Genomic DNA, 17,373 nt, shown 5'->3' on the forward strand with positions numbered 1-17,373 from the left:
ACACAACAATGTTCGAAGTACCTGACGACAGACGGTATCTGGAATCGCACGAGTGGATCACGACCGACGCGCCCACGCGGGTCGGCATCACCGACTTCGCACAGGACGAACTCGGCGACGTGGTGTTCGTCGAACTCCCGCAGGAAGGCGACACCGTGAGCGCGGGCGACTCGTTCGGCGTCGTCGAGTCGATCAAGGCCGTCTCCGACCTGTACGCACCGGTCTCCGGCGAGGTCGTCGCGGTCAACGAGGAACTGTTCGATCGACCCGAACTGGTCAACGAGGACCCGTTCGGCGACGGCTGGATGCTCGAACTCGACGCCGACGACGCGTCGTTCGACGACCTGCTCTCCGCCGAGGAGTACCGCGAGCAGATCGAATGACTGGGAGTCCGTACGCCCCGCATACGGCTTCCGAAACCGAAGCCATGCTCGACGTCGTCGGGGTCGACTCGGAGGCAGAGCTGTTCGATATCCCCGATGAGGTAGCGTTCGAGGGATCGTTCGGCATCGATTCGAAGTCCGAAGCGAGCGTCAGGAGAGAGATCGAGGCGAGGCTCGGACGGAACGACGACCTCGTGGAGTTTCTGGGACGGGGCCACTACGACCACTACGTGCCCTCGCTCGTGTCGGACCTCTCGCGGCGGTCGGAGTTCCTGACCTCGTACACGCAGTACCAGCCAGAGATCACCCAGGGGTTCCTGCAGGCGCTGTTCGAGTACCAGTCGATCCTGGCCGAACTCACGGGGCTCCCCGTGGCGAACTGCTCGATGTACGACGCCGCCACCGCGCTCGGCGAGGCCGCACGGCTCGCCGGACGGGTGCGCCAGGCCAGCGGGTCGACCGTGCTCGTCCCCGACCACCTCCACAGGGGGAAGGCCGGTGTCCTCGACAACTACGTCGACGGCGCGGAGCTGTCGATCGAACGGTATCCGATGGACGACGGCGCGGTCGACGTGGACGCGCTCGCGGACCGCGTCGACGAAGACACCGTAATGGTGTACGCCGAGTCGCCGACCGTCCACGGCGTGATCGAACCGTCGCTCTCGACCGTGGGCGAACTCGCGACCGACGAGGATGCGTTGTTCTGTCTCGGCACCGACCTCGTCGCGATGGCGCTGCTAGAGGAGCCGGCGTCGGTCGGCGCGGACGTCGTCGTCGGCACCGCCGACTCGCTCGGGCTCCCGACGAGTTACGGGATGGGGCTGGGGCTGTTCGCCACCCGCGAGGGGTTCCTGCGGCAGGTACCGGGTCGGCTCGTCGGGGCCAGCGAGGACGCCGCCGGGAACCGCGCGTTCACGCTCACGCTCCAGACGCGCGAACAGCACATCCGCAAGGAACGTGCCACGTCGAACATCTGCACGAACCAGGCGTGGGTCGCGCTCCGGACGGCGATGCACGTCGCCTCACTCGGTGCCGGCGGCCTGGTCGACCTCGCCGAAGACTGTGTGACTGACGCCCGCGACCTCGCGATCCGGCTCGACGAGGTGTCGGGACTGCAGGCACCCGTCCACGACCGCCACCACTTCCGGGAGTTCGTCGCTCACACCGACCAGCCCGCCGAGGCCGTCGCCGCAGACCTCGAATCCGAGGGGTTCGCGGTCCACGTCGTCGGCGACCACCGGGTCCAGATCTGCGTCACGGAGACGAATCGCGCGCACGCGGACGCCCTCGTCGCGGCGTTCGAGGAGGTGGCCTGATGCGGTACGACCAGGCGCGCTACAGCCGCGACGGGACGTACGAACCGCTCCTCTCGGAGAAGGACGAGACCGAGGTCGCGGTCGACTCCGCGCTCCCGGACGAGCTCACCCGCGACTCCGTGTCGCTCCCCTCGCTCTCGGAGCCGGAACTCGCCCGTCACTACACGCGGCTGTCGCAGATGAACTACGGCGTCGAGACCGGTCCCTACCCGCTGGGGTCGTGTACGATGAAGTACAACCCCTCGTTCACCGAGGACGTCGCGTCGCTCCCGAGCGGAGCGGTCCACCCCGACCGCTCGCCCGAGTCGGTCCAGGGGTCGCTCGCGATCATGCACGGCCTCCAGGAGTACCTGGCGGAGATCGGCGGGATGGACGCCGTGACGCTCCAGCCACCCGCCGGTGCGGCGGGCGAGTTCACGGGCATCCTGATCGCGAAGGCGTACCACGAGGCGAACGGCCACGACCGCTCGGAGGTGATCATCCCCGCCTCGGCGCACGGGACCAACTTCGCGTCGGCCGCGATGGCGGGGTACGAGGTGGTCGAACTCCCCTCGGGGGAGGACGGCCGCGTCGACCTCGACGCGCTCGAGGCGGCGGTCGGCGACGAGACGGCGGCGCTCATGCTGACGAACCCCAACACGGTGGGGCTGTTCGAGCGCGACATCGTCGAGATCTCGGAGATGGTTCACGACGCCGGCGGACTGCTCTACTACGACGGGGCGAACCTCAACGCGCTGCTCGGGCGGGCCCGCCCCGGCGATATGGGCTTCGACATCATGCACTACAACGTCCACAAGACGTTCGCGACCCCGCACGGCGGCGGCGGTCCCGGAGCCGGCCCGGTCGGCGTCGTCTCCGACCTCGCCGACTTCCTCCCGGATCCCCACGTCCGGGCGTCGAACGGCGGCTACGAACTGTACGAGCCAGCCCACTCGATCGGGAAAGTCCACGGCTACGCGGGCAACTGGCTCGTCCTCCTCAAGACGTACGCGTACATCTCACGGCTCGGCGACGCGGGGCTCCGAGACACGTCCGCGAAGGCCGTGTTGAACGCCAACTACCTCGGCTCACGGATCGACTTCGACATCCCCTACGGCCCGTTCCACCACGAGTTCGCCGCGACCGCCGGTGGCCGCGACGCCGCCGAGGTCGCCAAACGGATGCTCGACTACGGCGTCCACCCGCCGACGACGAAGTGGCCCGAGTTCGTCCCCGAGGCGATGCTCACCGAACCGACGGAGGTGGAGAACAGGGCGTCGCTGGACGATCTCGCGGCGGCGTTCAACCGCGTGTACGCCGAGGACGACGAGACGCTCGCCGACGCGCCGACGCGGACGGCCGCCCGACGGATTGACCAGGTGGGTGCCGCCCGGGACCCACAGCTGTCGTGGCACGCGCTCGGCGACGAAGACAGCGCTGCCGCGGGCGAGGACTGAGCAGGAACCGATCCGGGGTCGCCCGTCGGCGCGGCGACCCTCACTCGGTCGCCGAGCGTCGTCCGTCGCCGTCGAGTTCGAGCCGCGCGGAGACGTGAGCGTCGAGTTCCGCCCGGATGTTGGCTTGCCACCCGTCGTCGGAGGTCGCACCCCCGACGAGCGTGCCGAGCGTCGTCGCCAGGAGGAACTCCGCGATCCGGACGGGGTCACCCTCGCGGAAGTCGCCCGACTCCATGCCGGCCCGGAGGACGTCGGCGAGTCGGTCACGGAGCGCGTGGTCGGTCTCCGTGAACTTCGCGCGGAACGTGGGGTCGTGCGCTGCCGCCGCGCGGAGTTCGACGTAGACGCGGTCGAACTCACACCGCTCCTCCGGGGCGGCGACCGGGAGCAACCGGTCGAAGAACTCGTCGAGACGGCGGGGGGGTGCCGCGTCGTCCGTCGCCTCCATCTCGGCCTCGAACTGGTCGATGAGAAAGCCCACGAAGTCGACGAGGAGCGCGTCCTTGCCGTCGTAGTGGTGATAGAGGAGGGATTTACTCTTGTCGAACTCGTCGGCGATGCGCTGGATCGTCAGATCGGCGTAACCGTGCTTCGTCAGGGCCGCGTACGTCGCTCGCATGATGTCGGTCCGCGTCCCCTGCGGCGCATCGGCGAACATCTCGGTGTGCCCCATTTGAATGAATATTCAGTCAGACGTAAAAGCGGCTTCGGTCGGCGTTCCGTCCTGACAGTCTCTCTCCCGTCGGCTCAGGCTTCGACCGACGTGTCGATGTCGCCGATGCGAACGAAGGCGTAGTCGCACTCCCCGCAACGCCACTTGATCTTCTCGCCGAGGTGCAGTTTCGTGCTCGCCGTCCGCCAGAACGTTCGATCCTCGCTACACGTGGGGCAGTGGTGTTCCATCTCGAGACTCATACACGAGGATGGGAGAGGACGGTGTTGAAGATGTTGGTTCGCCGGATCCCGCCACGGAACCGGAGGCCGCGTGGAGACGTCTCTCGAAGCGGACGAGCCGTCTCCGCCGTATCCCTCCGGCTCGCCGTCACACCCGGACAGACAGAGCTGTCGCGTGCGGCGCCAGGCCGGAGCGCCGAGTCGAGTGTGGCAGAAGCCAAGCTCGACGGTATCAGGAGTCGGGGTCGGTGATGTCAGAAGTCGAGGTCGGCGATGTCGGTGGCCAACTTACTTCCTCGGGGCGCGCGTAGGGCAGGTGATGTCTCTCACTCTGTACGCGCTCGACGGCTGTCCGTACTGCGAGAAGGTCCACGACGCGCTCGACGCGGCGGGAATCGACTACGAGACCGAGTGGGTCGAAGCCATGCACTCCGAGCGGAACGAGGTCAAACGCGTCAGCGGCCAGCGGGGAGTCCCCGTCCTCGTCGACGACGACCACGGAGTGACGATGGCCGAGAGCGAGAAGATCCTCCAGTACGTCGAGCGAACCCTCGCCTGAAGAACGTCGAGCGAACCCTCGCCTGAAGAACGTCGAGCGAACCCTCGCCCGGAGACGCGAGGGCGCTGTTCCACACGGCTCGGCTTCTTCGCCACGGCTCGGCTCGGTTCGTCGGACGCACGCGATCTCAAGAACACACGCGGCCTCCGAAGACGACGGTCCGTCGAAACGGGCCGGGACGACCCCCCGACCAGCGAGGCCGCGACGCGTGTAGCGGCCCACTGCGGAGGCAACGGCAGCAGTCGAGGATGCCCGCTCAGGCCGACGCCGGAGCCGAACGCGACGCCCAGTGTGCGTCGAGGTATTCGGGGAACGTGACGTAGTCGATGCCCGTCCGCTCGGAGAGTGCGTCGACGTCGATGTCGTAGCCGCCCTCGTTGAACCACCGGTACATGTCGGCCATCTCGTCACCACCCTCCGCCCGGTACGCCTCGACGTCGAGGTGAACCGCGCGGACGTCGCGGTCGAGTGCCGCCGAGAACGCGGCCGCGAACCCCTCGAGCGTCAGTTCGTCGCCCGCGATCTCGACCGTCTCGCCGCGCCACGACGCGGGGTCGGCGAACGCCGTCGCGACGGTCCGACCGATATCGCCGACGTCGACGACGCCGAGCGAGACGTCCTCGGCGAGGGGCACCGCGAGTTCCCCGTCGCGGATGGACGCCGCCAGCCAGGTGAAGTTCTGCATGAAGTAGACGGGACGGACGATCGTCCAGTCGAGTCCGGAGTCGACGAGAGATTCCTCGACACGGGCCTTCGACGCGAAGTGTTCGAGCGGGGCCGTGTCCGCGCTGGCGACCGACGAGTACACCACGTAGTCGACGCCGGCGTCGACGCAGGCGTCGATCATCCGGCGGCCGTGATCGGCCTCGGCCTCGGGACCGTCCTCGAAGAACGTCGTCACGAGGAAGACGTACTCCATCTCCTCGACTGCCGCGTCGAGCGACGCCCGGTCGTTCAGGTCGGCCTCGACGACGTGGACGCCGCGCGCAGCGAGTGCCGCCGCCGCGTCGCTCTCGGCGCTGCGGGTCATGCCGGAGACGTCGTACTCGCCGTACTCGCCCGAGAGGAGCGCGTCGACGACTGCACCGCCCTGCTGGCCCGTCGCACCGCTGACGAGCACACGCTTCGTTGCCATGGTGAGAGAGATCGCGTCGAGCGGAGAAAAAGAGACGCTGAGCCGTGACAGCACGGACGTGTCGTCGACTGAGAGTATCTTAGAGCTGATACCGACCCACAACGCTCATATCTGTCGCCTGCGTAAGGGCAGATATGAACAAACACTTCGAAGACGCGTGGTACTACCTGGGACGGGCGTTCGACCACCTCCGGATCGGGCTCGAAGAGGAGCTGGCACCGCTGGAGGCCGCGATGCGCGAACGGTTCGGCTGGGAGGACGAAGACGACGAACAGACGCGCCTCGACCGCTTCCGCTCGGAGATCCGCAAGGTCGAAGACCGAGAGCCCGTCCGAACGGCCCGTGAGCGGATCGAGGGCTACCGCAAGCGCGAGCAGCAGGCGGCCGAGTAAGTAACTCTTAAGTCCCGGCCACGGGTACGAGTTGCTGCGCGGGTTGGTGGTCTAGCCCGGTTATGACGGCTCCTTCACACGGAGCAGGCCGGCGGTTCGAATCCGCCCCAACCCATCCACTTATAACGGTTTTTAGCCTGTCAGCGGCGGCAAAATCCGTGGGTCTGTCAGCGCGCTTTTAGTGGTGATTCCAGTGACGCGGATCGTCAAACTTGACCCGCCCATTTGCGACTATTGCGGCTGCGACATCGTCGAGGATGATTGCCTGTGGCACCGCTGCCGGCCGGTCGCCCAGAGCGCCGCGTTCGCCATCTGGACGTGCTCGGGGGCCTCCAGGGGATCGTCACCGTAGGTGCCCAAGTACGCCGCGAGGTAGATCGCCAGCTCGTCGAGCGCACCATCGTCGTCAAGGTCCTGATCTCGTCCAGCGTGCCGCACCGAGACCGTGCTGTCATCATCGACCGCGTGCGCCTCCGGCTTCGCGAGGTCACAGTTGCGGACGTGCGCCTCGATCACCGGCTCGAACGTCGAGCGAGTCACCAGCCCGTCGACGAACACCGCCAGGTGGACGTGCAGGTAGCCGCTCTTGTGCGGCTCCAGGATGGCGAGTCGCTCGTACCGTCGTCCGTCGAGCGCCCGGTCCGAGAACCCCACTGGCAGTCGCTACCGACACCGCGTTCGAGAGCGTGTGGAAGACGACGGGCACGAGGACACGGCCCCCAGCCGTATTGTCGAGCCACGTGGCGATGACACTGATTCCGACAACGACTGTGGCGTAGAGGTGAAACCTCAGTTGCTGGTATCGGTAGAGGTTCTCGTTATTCGACCGACCGACTCGCGCCTCGTCTCTCGCAGGGTCACGGTGAACGACTGAGGAGCTATCCAGAGGGGCATACTGAATACCGAGATTAAATTCCACACGGCGTCCGAGATCACTCACACGTTTCGAGAAGGGAGAACCGCACCTTGTTACAGTGTGACCCTCATCAGCGATAGCCCAACAGACGGAGGCCGTTCAGAGAGACGACGACCGTCGATCCCTCGTGACCGATTACAGCGAGCGGAAGCGGAATTCCGCTCAGAAGGATCGTCCCGACCATTAGCCCGATCGCACCGAACGCGATGGCGAGGTTGATCGTGAGCGTCCGGCGAGTCTTCCGTCCCAATCCAAGGACGTACGGGATTTTGCCGAGGTCGTCACCCATCAACACGACGTCGGCGGTTTCGAGCGCGACGTCCGTCCCGGCACCACCCATCGCGATCCCGAGGGTCGCTGTCGCGAGCGCCGGTGCGTCGTTGACACCATCACCGACCATCGCCACGTTCTCGTGGCGAGCCACCAGTTCCTCGATCGTTCTCACTTTCTCCTCTGGGAGGAGTTCTGCTTGCACTTCGTCGATCCCGACCTCCTCTGCGATCCGCTGTGCCACCCGTTCGTTGTCACCCGTCAACATCACGATCTGGTCGACGCCGAGGGACCGCAACTCGGCGACCATCTCGGCCGCCCCCGGACGCAGGCTATCAGTGAAGGCAAGCCAACCGAGCACGCGAACAGTGTCGTCCGTCTCCCGAGCGACGAGGACACTCGTTTTTCCCTCCGCCTCGAGTGACGCCAGCCGCTCTAATCCACGCTCGACCCCGTCAATCGCGCTATCCGCGACGACGGTCTCGAAGTAACTCCGGTTCCCGATGTGAACCGTCGCGTCTCCAACCGTCGCTCGAACACCCTTTCCAGCAGCCGCCTGAAATCCACGCGCCTCGACGACATCGAGGGATCGGTTCTTTGCCGCAGTGACAGTCGCTCGTGCCAGGTGGTGCTCAGACCGGGCCTGGACCGCAGCTGCGAGCGCGAGCAAGTCGTCTTCGCCCGAGGCCTTGTCCAGCTCTCCATCGCGGACGATCACGTCCGTCAATTGCGTGTTCCCCTCCGTGAGTGTCCCCGTCTTGTCGAACGCCACGGCGTCGATGGTCGCCGCCGTCTCGACGTGCTCACCGCCCTTGAACAGAACGCCCTGCCGCCCGCCCGAGGCGATAGCCGACAGGACCGCAGCGGGCGTCGAGATGACGACTGCACACGGCGAGGCGGCGACCATGAGCGTCATCGCCCGGTAGAACGTACTCGTGAACTCACTGCCGAGGGCGAGCGGGACGGCGATCGCCGCAACCGTGAGTCCGAACACCCCCAGTACGTACGGTTGTTCGAGTCGGTCGATGAGCCGCTGGGTAGGGGCCTTCTCGCTCTGGGCGCGCTCGACCATGTGGATGAGACGGGTGATAGCTGACTCGTGAGCTTCCCGCGTGACCTCGATCTCCAGGCTCCCGGTCTCGTTGATCGTTCCACCGAACACCTCGTCGCCGGGTGCTTTCGAGACTGGCATCGACTCGCCGGTGAGCGAGGCCTGATCCACCGCGCTCTCTCCGGTGGCGACGACGCCATCGAGCGGAATTCGGTCACCCGGGCGGACGATGAACACGTCACCGACCTCGACCTCGTCGATGGGCATCGTGACCTCCTCACCGTCACGCAGCACCTGTGCGGACTCGGGCCGCATCTCGACGAGGGATCTGATCGCCCGCCGCGAGCGCCCGATGGCGTAGTGCTGGAGCGTGTTCGACAGCGAGAACAGGAAGAGGAGCATCGCTCCCTCGAACGGGGCGCCGATGGAGAGCGCGCCGAGTGCGGCGACGATCATCAACAGGTCGATGTCGACAGCGTGGTGACGAAGCGTCTCGATCGCTCCTTTGAGCCCGTACCACCCGCCGAAGACGTACGCGACACTGTAGCCCGCCCATCCCAGCAGTTGTGGACCGTCGAGCCATCCCGTCACCAGGCCGGTGACCATCCCAGCGAGAGTCAATGCGACGAAAACGGCTTCTCGCTGTAGGTCCGCCCGCGTACTCACGTCGTCCGAGGAGGACTCTGCCTCGTCTCGAACGGCGACGTCGTGGTCTCGAACCAGTCGTTCGAGTTCGTCTCTGGTGACGACGCTCTCGTCGTACGAGAGACGAACACGCCCGGTTCGGAACGAGACGTCCGCATCGTGAACACCCGGTGTGGCTTCGAGCGCTCGTTCGACTGACCGGGCTCCTGCTTCGCCACGCCCACCCCGTCGCTCGACGGGGAGCGTGCATGTCGACTGTGCGGCTATGTCCGGTTGTGCCATGTCGTACACGTCTCACTGGGTGTCTATCGTCTGGAACCGACGAGGTCCCCCGACATCGATTCGATAGGAGGTGCCGCGTCGAACGTTCGTCCGGAACCTGGTTCTCTTCGGTACACTCGATACAGCCGAGCAAAAGGTCATCGGATGATGGTCACTGGTTGTTGGCCGCTTCGCGTCACCGTTTCTGCCACGCTCCCGAGGAGTGCCCGTTCGATGCCGTCTCGACCGTGGCTCCCCATAATGAGCTGATCGATGTCGTGTTCGTCGGCGTAATCGAGGATCTCACGCGCTGGCCGACCGACCGCTGTCACGGTCGTGAGTTCGACGTCGAATTCGTCGGCGATTGCTCTCGCGTCTTCGTGTATCGTCTCGGCTCTCTCCTGCGCTGTCTCGTACCATTCGTTAGCAGCGGGGAGCCCACCGGTCTCCGCCACAAAAATCGAGTCGACTGGATTAATCACGTAGATCGTCGTGACCGACGCGGTTGGAAAGGTCTCGAGGGCGTAGCGTAACGCACGCTCAGCGAGTGGTGAGCCATCGATAGGGACGAGAATCGTCTCCGGCATGACAGTAGCTTGCCATGCGAGGACATATGAGCATACCGTCTTGGTGTGGTACGGCGATGGAGCCTCTCTGTCGCGTCGATGCGACCGCCCCGACGAGCCGACGCTACACTGACGTCAGATCGTCGCTCCCCCGCAGGTCCCATCGACGGGATCACCTGTTGATCGGGGCTATTTCTTCCAGGTCGTGGATCAGCCAGCTCACGGGGAGCAGCCACAGCACCAGTACGTTCACCGAGATCGTCATCAGATGGTTGGTGGGTAGTCGTCTCTCACGACACGGACTCGTTCAGCCGAACACCCCTGTCGTATCGCGCCGTCGCCACAGGGCGACACCGACCGTCACGAGTACCAGCAAGAAGAACGTGTACCAGCGGACGACCTGCGACGGTGCGAGCAGTTCGCCGGGGAGGTTGATCATCAGGTGGAAGAGGACGGCGGCGAGGACGCTCCGGGAGGTGTTGTCGTAGATCCAGGCGTACAGTGTCTCGAGGAAAACGAACGTCGCGAAGAACCGCCAGACGATCGGCTGGTACGACGCCTGACTGTAGTAGCCCTCCATCAGAAAAAAGGGGATGTGCCAGCTCGCCCAGACGGCGCCGCTGATGAGGCCGGCTGTGACCGGACTCCAGATGCCCATCAGTCGATCGAGGAAGTAGCCGGTCGAACCCGTCTCCTCGACCAGTCCCGCACCGACCGTGAAGCCGAAGAAGGCGAACAGACTGAGTGGATTCGTGAGCCGCTGGAACGTCGAGACCGGATCGAACGGTCGTGTCGTGGCCCCGGTCAGGACGGCGAGCCCGCCAGCGACGACCGTGAGACCGGGATACAGCAGGAAGATCACGACGTACCAGCGCGGTCTGATGCGACGAGGATTACTGATCCGGTCCCACAGTTCGCGGAGACCGGCCATCCCATCGGACCGACGTATCATCGTGATTCCCCCGATCAGCGGGCTCAACGACCCGAGATAGAACAAGAGGACGTTCGGGAACGTCCAGACGCTCTCGCCCGAGAGGATGACGAACCCCCAGAACAGCCACGCCCACCCCAGATAGATGGCCACGTACCCCCACAGGCTGACGCTCTCGCGGAGGCGGGAGGCGAGTCCGTCGCCGGTCGTCATCCCCGATCCACCTTCCGTGAGACTCATCCGCGTTCCGGGGACGCTGTTCCACTTTGCCCCGACCGGGTCTCCTGAGCCAGATACGCACCCAGATATCCACCGATGGCGCTCAGCCCGATGATCCAGGCGAACAGCAGCGGGAACATGACGAAGAGGATAATCGCCAGCTCCACACCACCAGGAAGTCCGAACATCGAGGCGCGTCCGAGGTACAGCACGAACCCGAGGACCAGTATCAGGACGATGGGGAGGGTCGCGAGTCCACCCGAGATGGCGCCGATTCTCGCACCGCGCTTGGGGGGCTCCTGCTGGAGGTATCCGGCCGTTCCGCCACCAAACAGTGGCGAAAAGCCCGTGAACGAGAGGGCGATAGTTACGACTGCACCGAGTACCGCGTTGCGCAATTCAGTTTGATCTACCATGGAGAACGGTTGGATGGCTGTCGGGTTAGCTCCCATGGGCCGTTCCCGGGAACTGGGAGCCATCTTCCGAGGAGGTCCGACCCGTGGCTCGATACCGATCTGTCGTCCGAGACAACGGACGAGAACGGTTAACGGGGCTGGCTACGGTAGTGAGTTCGATGGAGGTCACCCGTCACGAGCACTCGTTCGAGAGTCGGGGCGTCGCCTGTGCCGGCTGGCTCTACCTGCCGGCCGAGGTGACCGATCCGCCGGTCGTGGTCATGGCACACGGGTTCGGCGGCGAGCGGACCTGGCGGCTGCCCGCATTCGCCGAGTGGTTCGCCGAACGGGGTCTTGCCGTGTTTCTCTTCGACTACCGCACCTTCGGGGCGAGCGACGGAGTGCCGCGCAACCTGGTCGATCCCTTCAGACATCGTACCGACTGGCTCGCCGCCGTCGAGTACGTTCGATCATTGCCGGTCGTCGACGGGACTCGGATCGCGCTCTGGGGCACCTCGTTCAGCGGCGGGCACGTCGTCGAGGTCGCAGCGCGCGTCGATGCAGTCTCGGCCGTCGTCGCCCAGATCCCGTTCGTCGACGGTCCCCGGACGGCCCTCCATCGGGTCCACCGTGGAGGTGTCGAATATCTGAAGCGCGGCGTCGCGGCGGGGCTGCGGGACTTCGGACGAGCGCTCACTGGTCGTCGACCGTACTACGTTCCCCTCGCCGGACACCCGGACGAGTTCGCAGTTCTGAACACGCCTGACGCGCTTCGCGGCATTCAGGGGTTGATTCCCGACGACGAAGACTGGGACAACCGCTGTCCCGCTCGGGTCGTACTCACGGCTCTGGCGTACCGACCGGTGGCCCGTGCGAGCGCGGTCGACGCACCGGTGTTCGTCGCCCAGGCAACGGACGACACCATTATCCCCGAATCGACGACCGACCGACTGGTGCGTGAACTCGACGACGTGGAACGAGTCAGATATCCGCTCGGCCACTTCGACCTATATCGGGGGGAGCCATTCGAGACGCTCGTCGAACGCGAGACGGAGTTTCTGCTTCGACACCTCCGGGATTGATCTGGAATACAGACGTCCAATCGACGACCAGTGACCTTCTCACGCCGAGCCGGTCTCTCGTGCCGATGTCGGTGCCCCCGAGGTTCGAAGTCGGTAATAGTCAGTGAATGGAGACGAGACGGCTCAGCCGACGAACCCGTGTGCGATCCCGGCCGACAGGAGTGTCCCGCGCCGATCGACGAGCCACCCGGTGATGATGCCGACGAGAAAGACGACCAGCAGGAGCGGCCACGCCGAGACGGGGTAGTAGCCGAGGTGGGCGAGTGAGAAGACGGTAGCCTGGCCGACGATTGCGGTGAATCGGCCGTAGCGCTCGGACAGCAGGCTCTGGAGAAAGCCGCGAAAGAGCGTCTCTTCTTGGAACGCCGCGATGGCGAACCCGAAGAACCAACCGAGCAGGAGGTTGACGACGACCCCGGTTGCCTGCCCCCCAGGGGCGACCACAGATGGCTCCGGCGCTACCCCTGCATCACCGACGGGCGAGAGCCCGGGAACGAGTGCCATGACCGCCAGCACGCTGGTGACCGTGACAACGAGGACGGCAACGACACCGACGACACCCCACACGAAGTCGCCACGGAGCTGCGACGGGGAGACCCACCACGTCCGGAGGTCGACACCGACCCACCGTGTGAAGCCCAGATAGACCAGTCCGACCGAGAGGACCAGGAACACGCCGCCGAGGAACAGGAGGAACATCGGGTCGGTGCTGTAACCGCCGCCAAAGTATCGATCCCAGACCCTCACCAAGAGCGCTCGGAGAACGACGAACACCCCGAGGAGGAGCAAGCCCCGGACCTGTTGGGTTCGGGTTAGGCCGGTCTCTGGAAGCATCGGCGTGGACGACTCGTCGCCTGCCGTGTGGAATCTCGTACTCATATCAGTGGAATTTTGTTATTGGTCGCTTCGGTGGCAACGCTCTGGACGAGCGAGGGGACCGACTCCGGCGGTGCACGGTAGTTCCCTCGTCCAGTCTCGAGTTCACCCTCGGTTACTATCCACCCGTCCCGTGAGCCGACCACCTCGACGGATTGACGATCCGTGTACTCGTTGAAGTTCCAGCCGAACACCCACCAGCTGTTCGTCCCCCGGAGTTCGACAGCAACGTACACCGTGGTGTCGGGGTCGGCGTCGTACGAGACGAAGACACGGCCGCCGTACACGTAACACGTCTCTTCCTCCCCTCGGGTCATGAAACAGGCCGTTTCGGTGCGATTCTCGTGGGGGCGCAGGAGTGGTTCGCTCGTGACCGGTGATCGGGTTTCGATGGTGGCCTCACCCTCGACCCTGGCGTCGATCTCGACGTCCTCGTGTTCGACGCGGAGGTGACTCTCGTTCGTCGGGTCGTACTCGTCGGGTGGGATGGTCTCCCATCGAACGAGGCGGTCGTCTCTCACGACACTGTAGTGGTACGTCGGATCGGTCGGGATCTCGTCCGCTCGAACGCGGAGCATCGGTCCAGCGTCGGTAGCGACAACGTCGTACGTCCATCCGTCCGGTGTGAACGGGTGTCGCACGTCGGCAGTGTCGAGAAATGAGTCGCCATCTCGGTTCGGGAGCGGCACGAGGATAGTCACGTTCGTAATCATCGCGGAAGGTGAGATGCGGACCTCGTACGTGTAGTCGCTCCCGTAACTGTCGCGATAGAGATGTTGGGAGTAGAGGAACAACCCACCAACAATTGCGGCGACGACCACGAGAAACGCGACGAGGACGACGAGGAGTACACGGCGCACGTTCATCGATGCACCCCGCTCATCCGAGAACGAACGACCCATGTTGGTGGGGAGGAGTCGGAGAACATCGTCAATCCTCCAGTGAAACCCGCGTTCGATCAGTAGCCGGACGACGCTCCACCCGCCGAGCGTACAGGCTCGTCCCCGCGATCAGGAGGACGAGACCGACCACACCCCACGTAAGGAGCGCGTGGGACACGTACATCGCCGTCAACAACTCCCAGTTCAGCGTGTCTCCGAGGAGGACGACGTCGAGGTCGAGCGGAACCCGGCCGGTCGTCGAGTTGTCGGCCCCGTGCATCACCATCGCGAGGAAGGCACTTCCCCCCGAGCCGTTGAACACCCATGCCAGGAGGATGGAGAACGCAACGATGCCGGTGAAGTAGGAGACGACGAGAACGACGGGCCAATCTGCCCGCATCCCGCCGGGGAGAACGAACTGTGGGAGGTGCCAGAGGCCCCAGAAGACACCGATGACGACTGCCGCCCGAAGTGCCCCGTATCGCGCTTGTAGTTCCGGCTGGGCGAAGCCACGCCAGCCCAGTTCCTCCTGACCGCCGCCGATCAGGGTCCCCAGGACGACGCCGAGCACGATACTGAACGGGTCGAACGTGAAGGAGCTCCAGTCGATGGGATCACCGGCGAGCCACCCGACGATACCCGACGCGTAGGCCATCCCGAACGGGACTGCGATCGCGAGCACGTACCACTTCGGATGTACCCGCCAGCGGAGGACGTTCTTGAGCCATTCGCGGACGCTCTCACCGCTGCTGTAGAGGACCACCCCAGCTGCGACGGCGGGAGCCAGCGGGCCAAGGAAGCCGCCGATGAACCACCACGTCCAGGAGGGCTCCATCCCGAGCAGAACGATCACGCCTTCGAGACTCCAGGAGATCGCGTACGCCAGGAGAAAGAACGCGGCGATGCGGTGTTGTCCCATCCAGTTCGTCACGACACTGCTCATAGTACCATCTCCGCTCCAATCGACAGTAACTCGCGAAGACGGTTCTTAGGAAGTAAGAAACAACTGACAGGACCTACCGGTTTAGAACCACACCTCGACAGGGAAGACAGACCATGACCGATATCCGCGACACTGAACGATCGCCATCGAAAGAGCCTGCACCGAGAGCGGACGCAACGTGGCGACGACGCATCCGATGGTCGGGGGGGCTGCCTTATTCATCGCCGTATACTGGACGCTACTCAGGGAGTGGATGCTCACCTGGGGAGCGACCCCGTCGGAGGTGCACATGCAGTTTCCAGGCGACGATCTGCTCTCAGACCCGGACGCACAATCGACCATGGCAGTCGATATCGACGCGTCTCCCACCGATGTCTGGCCGTGGCTTCGTCAGCTGGGACAGGACCGTGGCGGGTTCTACAGCTACGAGTGGGCAGAGAATCTCGTTGGGCTCGACATCCACAACGCGGATCGGATCGTCGCGGAGTGGCAGGACCTCTCGGTTGGGGATACAGTCCGACTCGGCCGTGCTGACCGGTTCCCCGACGCGGTCCTGAAAGTGGTCGCGATAGATCCGGCGCAGTCACTGGTCCTACGGGCTCCCGACGAACCGACGTGGTGGGTCTGGTCTTTCGTGCTCGACCCGGTCAACGAGACGACTACACGACTGCTCGTGCGCTCGCGCATCCGCTTGCCCGAAAACACGGTGATTCGTCTTGCTGCACGATCCGTACTTGACCCGGTGTCGTTCGTAATGACACACGGAATGCTTCGGGGTATTCAGACACGAGCTGAACAACTCGCAAGGCACCGGTCCGACACGAACGACTCCGGCGTAGCAGATTCAGACAGTGAATAGGCCGGCTACGCCAGCAATTGCGATCAAAACACCGATAGCCCCGAGAAGCCCCAGATATTTCAGTTCCTCTCGGTAGTACCGGAAGTACGAGAAGAGCCCGAAGAACCCGAAAAAGAACAGCCAGGCGGGTTCGTGAAGCGCGAAGGCTTGGAGCCCCGTCAGGCCGAACAGCCCGAAGAGACCGATTCGCCAATCCCGCACTGTTTCGGCCATCGGTTCAAGCCTCCACCGCCTCCACTCGGGCGATGAACATCTCGAATCCATACATGGTCGCGAGGAATAGAGCAGCGAACACTGTCCACCGCGCCACGTCGAAGCTACCAGTGAATGCCAGCGTGTTGAAAATGTACGAGAGCGAGGCGGCCACGAACCCGGAGACGTAGAGGTTTCTTCGCGTGGTCATACGACGATTCGATTCCGGACAGTGATATATGTTTGTCAGTAGCGTCCCGCGACACGGAAGTCGCTCGGTGACAACCGCGCCGAGCGTACAGACAGGAGTTCGTACAGCGAGTGCTCGTTCACTCTAGTAGCGTCTCCGCGACGTCAGTCGACGTACACGGGCCGCTCGGCGTACGGGATCGGATCTTCGACGCCGAGCCGCTGGAACGCCTGGAGTCGGAACGCACAGGAGTCGCAGGTTCCACACGCTGGCTCCGTCTCCCGATAGCACGACCACGTGTGTTCGTACGGGACGCCGAGTGCGAGCCCGTGTTCGGCGATGTCGGTCTTCGACCACTCGACGAACGGTGCCTCGAGACGGATCTCCGTGTCGGGTTTCGTCCCGACGTCGATCACCCGCTGGAACGCCTCGAAGAAGGCCGGTCGACAGTCGGGGTAGCCCGAGAAATCCTCGGAGTGGGCACCGACGAAGATCGCGGCGGCGTCGTTCGCCTCCGCGTACGACGTGGCCATCGACAGCAGGTTCGCGTTCCGGAACGGGACGTACGACGTCGGAATCTCGTCGCGCTCCACGTCCGCGTCCGCGAGCGCGATCCCTTCGTCGGTCAGCGACGACGCCCCGATGCGAGCGAGGTGTTCGGTCTCGACGTGGAGAAAGTCCTCGGTTCCGACGACCGTCGCCAGCTTTCGAGCCGACTCGAGCTCTTTGGCCTCGGTGCGCTGTCCGTACGACGTGTGTAAGAAGAGCGGCTCGTAACCGCGGTCCATCGCCTCGTACACTGCCGTCGCACTGTCCATTCCGCCGGAAACCAGGATAACTGCGCTGTCGTTCATCGTGATCTCGCCTCGTCGATCGCTCGCTCGAACCCCCATCTCGCGTCGTTCGGGCACGCGTCACGGGTCGCGCGGGTGGCCGGCTCCGTCGCACGCTCGACCTCACGCGTCGTCGCCGACGGGAGGC

General features: G+C 64.7%; 21 protein-coding genes and 1 tRNA gene. 8 read left to right on the forward strand and 14 right to left on the reverse strand.

Annotation, left to right across the window (positions count from 1 at the left end; all coding sequences use genetic code 11):
• Positions 1-8 precede the first annotated feature (8 nt).
• The 3 genes from gcvH to gcvPB are packed head-to-tail and all read left to right on the forward strand — an operon-like array spanning position 9 to position 3,135.
• The gene (gcvH, locus tag FZP69_RS14540; protein WP_152042122.1) at positions 9-383 is read left to right on the forward strand and encodes a glycine cleavage system protein GcvH; all 375 of its coding nucleotides are present in this window, start codon (positions 9-11) and stop codon (positions 381-383) included.
• On the forward strand, positions 380-1,699 hold the full coding sequence (gene gcvPA, locus FZP69_RS14545) for an aminomethyl-transferring glycine dehydrogenase subunit GcvPA (RefSeq protein WP_152042123.1): 1,320 nt from the start codon (positions 380-382) through the stop codon (positions 1,697-1,699). Before gcvH ends, gcvPA begins: the two co-directional genes overlap by 4 nt.
• Positions 1,699-3,135 carry an aminomethyl-transferring glycine dehydrogenase subunit GcvPB gene (gene gcvPB / locus FZP69_RS14550; RefSeq protein ID WP_152042124.1) on the forward strand — a complete coding sequence of 479 codons (1,437 nt, stop codon included), beginning with the start codon at positions 1,699-1,701 and terminating at the stop codon, positions 3,133-3,135. Before gcvPA ends, gcvPB begins: the two co-directional genes overlap by 1 nt.
• Before the next feature lie 40 nt (positions 3,136-3,175).
• Here the strand turns inward: gcvPB and FZP69_RS14555 are convergent, their stop codons facing one another.
• Both FZP69_RS14555 and FZP69_RS22640 read right to left on the reverse strand, forming a co-directional pair.
• Positions 3,176-3,808 carry a TetR/AcrR family transcriptional regulator gene (locus tag FZP69_RS14555; RefSeq protein ID WP_152042125.1) on the reverse strand — a complete coding sequence of 211 codons (633 nt, stop codon included), beginning with the start codon at positions 3,806-3,808 and terminating at the stop codon, positions 3,176-3,178.
• Positions 3,809-3,882: 74 nt separating this feature from the next.
• Positions 3,883-4,050, reverse strand: a complete 168-nt coding sequence (locus tag FZP69_RS22640) for a DUF7838 family putative zinc beta-ribbon protein (protein WP_192918591.1) — start codon at positions 4,048-4,050, stop codon at positions 3,883-3,885.
• 298 nt (positions 4,051-4,348) lie between these two features.
• Here FZP69_RS22640 and FZP69_RS14560 point away from each other — a divergent pair, with 298 nt between their 5' ends.
• Complete coding sequence (locus FZP69_RS14560) at positions 4,349-4,588, forward strand: glutaredoxin family protein (protein WP_152042126.1); 240 nt, start codon at positions 4,349-4,351, stop codon at positions 4,586-4,588.
• A gap of 256 nt (positions 4,589-4,844) precedes the next feature.
• On the opposite strand, the gene FZP69_RS14565 is transcribed toward FZP69_RS14560, so the two are convergent.
• Positions 4,845-5,723, reverse strand: a complete 879-nt coding sequence (locus FZP69_RS14565) for an NmrA/HSCARG family protein (RefSeq protein ID WP_152042127.1) — start codon at positions 5,721-5,723, stop codon at positions 4,845-4,847.
• Between the two features lie 134 nt (positions 5,724-5,857).
• Between FZP69_RS14565 and FZP69_RS14570 the strand changes: the two genes are divergently transcribed.
• Together FZP69_RS14570 and FZP69_RS14575 are read left to right on the forward strand one after the other, a co-directional pair.
• On the forward strand, positions 5,858-6,115 hold the full coding sequence (locus tag FZP69_RS14570; protein ID WP_152042128.1) for a DUF7553 family protein: 258 nt from the start codon (positions 5,858-5,860) through the stop codon (positions 6,113-6,115).
• Between the two features lie 40 nt (positions 6,116-6,155).
• Positions 6,156-6,230, forward strand: a tRNA-Val gene (locus FZP69_RS14575).
• 116 nt (positions 6,231-6,346) lie between these two features.
• Here the strand turns inward: FZP69_RS14575 and FZP69_RS14580 are convergent.
• From FZP69_RS14580 to FZP69_RS14600, 5 genes are all read right to left on the reverse strand, one after another.
• The gene (locus FZP69_RS14580) at positions 6,347-6,769 is read right to left on the reverse strand and encodes a hypothetical protein (protein ID WP_192918592.1); all 423 of its coding nucleotides are present in this window, start codon (positions 6,767-6,769) and stop codon (positions 6,347-6,349) included.
• Between the two features lie 332 nt (positions 6,770-7,101).
• Complete coding sequence (locus FZP69_RS14585; protein ID WP_152042130.1) at positions 7,102-9,279, reverse strand: heavy metal translocating P-type ATPase; 2,178 nt, start codon at positions 9,277-9,279, stop codon at positions 7,102-7,104.
• Positions 9,280-9,416: 137 nt separating this feature from the next.
• Positions 9,417-9,845, reverse strand: coding sequence for a universal stress protein (locus tag FZP69_RS14590; RefSeq protein ID WP_152042131.1), 429 nt, complete (start codon positions 9,843-9,845; stop codon positions 9,417-9,419).
• A gap of 286 nt (positions 9,846-10,131) precedes the next feature.
• Positions 10,132-10,995, reverse strand: a complete 864-nt coding sequence (locus FZP69_RS14595) for a CPBP family intramembrane glutamic endopeptidase (protein WP_152042132.1) — start codon at positions 10,993-10,995, stop codon at positions 10,132-10,134.
• Entirely contained in the window at positions 10,992-11,390 is a 399-nt protein-coding gene (locus FZP69_RS14600; RefSeq protein WP_152042133.1) for a DUF5518 domain-containing protein, read from the reverse strand. The genes FZP69_RS14595 and FZP69_RS14600 overlap by 4 nt, the downstream gene beginning before the upstream one ends.
• A gap of 158 nt (positions 11,391-11,548) precedes the next feature.
• Here FZP69_RS14600 and FZP69_RS14605 point away from each other — a divergent pair, with 158 nt between their 5' ends.
• Positions 11,549-12,451 (forward strand): alpha/beta hydrolase, encoded by a 903-nt coding sequence (locus tag FZP69_RS14605; protein WP_152042134.1) that lies wholly within the window; start codon positions 11,549-11,551, stop codon positions 12,449-12,451.
• A gap of 123 nt (positions 12,452-12,574) precedes the next feature.
• Here FZP69_RS14605 and FZP69_RS14610 read toward each other — a convergent pair whose 3' ends face one another.
• The 3 genes from FZP69_RS14610 to FZP69_RS14620 all read right to left on the reverse strand — a co-directional run bounded on the left by FZP69_RS14610 (position 12,575) and on the right by FZP69_RS14620 (position 15,151).
• Positions 12,575-13,330 carry a CPBP family intramembrane glutamic endopeptidase gene (locus tag FZP69_RS14610; RefSeq protein ID WP_152042135.1) on the reverse strand — a complete coding sequence of 252 codons (756 nt, stop codon included), beginning with the start codon at positions 13,328-13,330 and terminating at the stop codon, positions 12,575-12,577.
• Positions 13,327-14,193: a hypothetical protein gene (locus FZP69_RS14615; RefSeq protein WP_192918593.1), complete on the reverse strand. Its 867-nt coding sequence runs from the start codon at positions 14,191-14,193 to the stop codon at positions 13,327-13,329. The genes FZP69_RS14610 and FZP69_RS14615 overlap by 4 nt, the downstream gene beginning before the upstream one ends.
• 64 nt (positions 14,194-14,257) lie before the next feature.
• A complete protein-coding gene (locus tag FZP69_RS14620; RefSeq protein ID WP_152042136.1) occupies positions 14,258-15,151 on the reverse strand; it encodes a type II CAAX endopeptidase family protein in 894 nt (297 codons plus the stop codon).
• Between the two features lie 178 nt (positions 15,152-15,329).
• On the opposite strand from FZP69_RS14620, the gene FZP69_RS14625 reads away from it, so the two are divergent.
• Positions 15,330-16,010 carry a hypothetical protein gene (locus FZP69_RS14625; RefSeq protein WP_204960026.1) on the forward strand — a complete coding sequence of 227 codons (681 nt, stop codon included), beginning with the start codon at positions 15,330-15,332 and terminating at the stop codon, positions 16,008-16,010.
• Here FZP69_RS14625 and FZP69_RS14630 read toward each other — a convergent pair.
• The 3 genes from FZP69_RS14630 to queC form a co-directional block, all read right to left on the reverse strand.
• Positions 15,996-16,223, reverse strand: a complete 228-nt coding sequence (locus tag FZP69_RS14630) for a hypothetical protein (protein WP_152042137.1) — start codon at positions 16,221-16,223, stop codon at positions 15,996-15,998. The genes FZP69_RS14625 and FZP69_RS14630 overlap by 15 nt on opposite strands.
• A gap of 4 nt (positions 16,224-16,227) precedes the next feature.
• Positions 16,228-16,413 (reverse strand): hypothetical protein, encoded by a 186-nt coding sequence (locus FZP69_RS14635; protein WP_152042138.1) that lies wholly within the window; start codon positions 16,411-16,413, stop codon positions 16,228-16,230.
• A gap of 143 nt (positions 16,414-16,556) precedes the next feature.
• Entirely contained in the window at positions 16,557-17,246 is a 690-nt protein-coding gene (queC, locus tag FZP69_RS14640) for a 7-cyano-7-deazaguanine synthase QueC (RefSeq protein ID WP_152042139.1), read from the reverse strand.
• Between the last annotated feature and the right edge of the window lie 127 nt (positions 17,247-17,373).

Source organism: Salinigranum salinum (genome assembly GCF_009176545.1).
Lineage (GTDB): Archaea > Halobacteriota > Halobacteria > Halobacteriales > Haloferacaceae > Salinigranum > Salinigranum salinum.

What these genes read in the sequence shown, in the direction of transcription:
- gcvH (WP_152042122.1), top strand. Translation starts at nt 9, where the DNA reads ATGTTCGAAGTACCTGACGACAGACGGTATCTGGAATCGCACGAGTGG.
- gcvPA (WP_152042123.1), top strand. Translation starts at nt 380, where the DNA reads ATGACTGGGAGTCCGTACGCCCCGCATACGGCTTCCGAAACCGAAGCC.
- gcvPB (WP_152042124.1), top strand. Translation starts at nt 1,699, where the DNA reads ATGCGGTACGACCAGGCGCGCTACAGCCGCGACGGGACGTACGAACCG.
- FZP69_RS14555 (WP_152042125.1), bottom strand. Translation starts at nt 3,808, where the DNA reads ATGGGGCACACCGAGATGTTCGCCGATGCGCCGCAGGGGACGCGGACC.
- FZP69_RS22640 (WP_192918591.1), bottom strand. Translation starts at nt 4,050, where the DNA reads ATGAGTCTCGAGATGGAACACCACTGCCCCACGTGTAGCGAGGATCGA.
- FZP69_RS14560 (WP_152042126.1), top strand. Translation starts at nt 4,349, where the DNA reads ATGTCTCTCACTCTGTACGCGCTCGACGGCTGTCCGTACTGCGAGAAG.
- FZP69_RS14565 (WP_152042127.1), bottom strand. Translation starts at nt 5,723, where the DNA reads ATGGCAACGAAGCGTGTGCTCGTCAGCGGTGCGACGGGCCAGCAGGGC.
- FZP69_RS14570 (WP_152042128.1), top strand. Translation starts at nt 5,858, where the DNA reads ATGAACAAACACTTCGAAGACGCGTGGTACTACCTGGGACGGGCGTTC.
- FZP69_RS14585 (WP_152042130.1), bottom strand. Translation starts at nt 9,279, where the DNA reads ATGGCACAACCGGACATAGCCGCACAGTCGACATGCACGCTCCCCGTC.
- FZP69_RS14590 (WP_152042131.1), bottom strand. Translation starts at nt 9,845, where the DNA reads ATGCCGGAGACGATTCTCGTCCCTATCGATGGCTCACCACTCGCTGAG.
- FZP69_RS14595 (WP_152042132.1), bottom strand. Translation starts at nt 10,995, where the DNA reads ATGAGTCTCACGGAAGGTGGATCGGGGATGACGACCGGCGACGGACTC.
- FZP69_RS14600 (WP_152042133.1), bottom strand. Translation starts at nt 11,390, where the DNA reads ATGGTAGATCAAACTGAATTGCGCAACGCGGTACTCGGTGCAGTCGTA.
- FZP69_RS14605 (WP_152042134.1), top strand. Translation starts at nt 11,549, where the DNA reads ATGGAGGTCACCCGTCACGAGCACTCGTTCGAGAGTCGGGGCGTCGCC.
- FZP69_RS14610 (WP_152042135.1), bottom strand. Translation starts at nt 13,330, where the DNA reads ATGAGTACGAGATTCCACACGGCAGGCGACGAGTCGTCCACGCCGATG.
- FZP69_RS14615 (WP_192918593.1), bottom strand. Translation starts at nt 14,193, where the DNA reads ATGAACGTGCGCCGTGTACTCCTCGTCGTCCTCGTCGCGTTTCTCGTG.
- FZP69_RS14620 (WP_152042136.1), bottom strand. Translation starts at nt 15,151, where the DNA reads ATGAGCAGTGTCGTGACGAACTGGATGGGACAACACCGCATCGCCGCG.
- FZP69_RS14630 (WP_152042137.1), bottom strand. Translation starts at nt 16,223, where the DNA reads ATGGCCGAAACAGTGCGGGATTGGCGAATCGGTCTCTTCGGGCTGTTC.
- FZP69_RS14635 (WP_152042138.1), bottom strand. Translation starts at nt 16,413, where the DNA reads ATGACCACGCGAAGAAACCTCTACGTCTCCGGGTTCGTGGCCGCCTCG.
- queC (WP_152042139.1), bottom strand. Translation starts at nt 17,246, where the DNA reads ATGAACGACAGCGCAGTTATCCTGGTTTCCGGCGGAATGGACAGTGCG.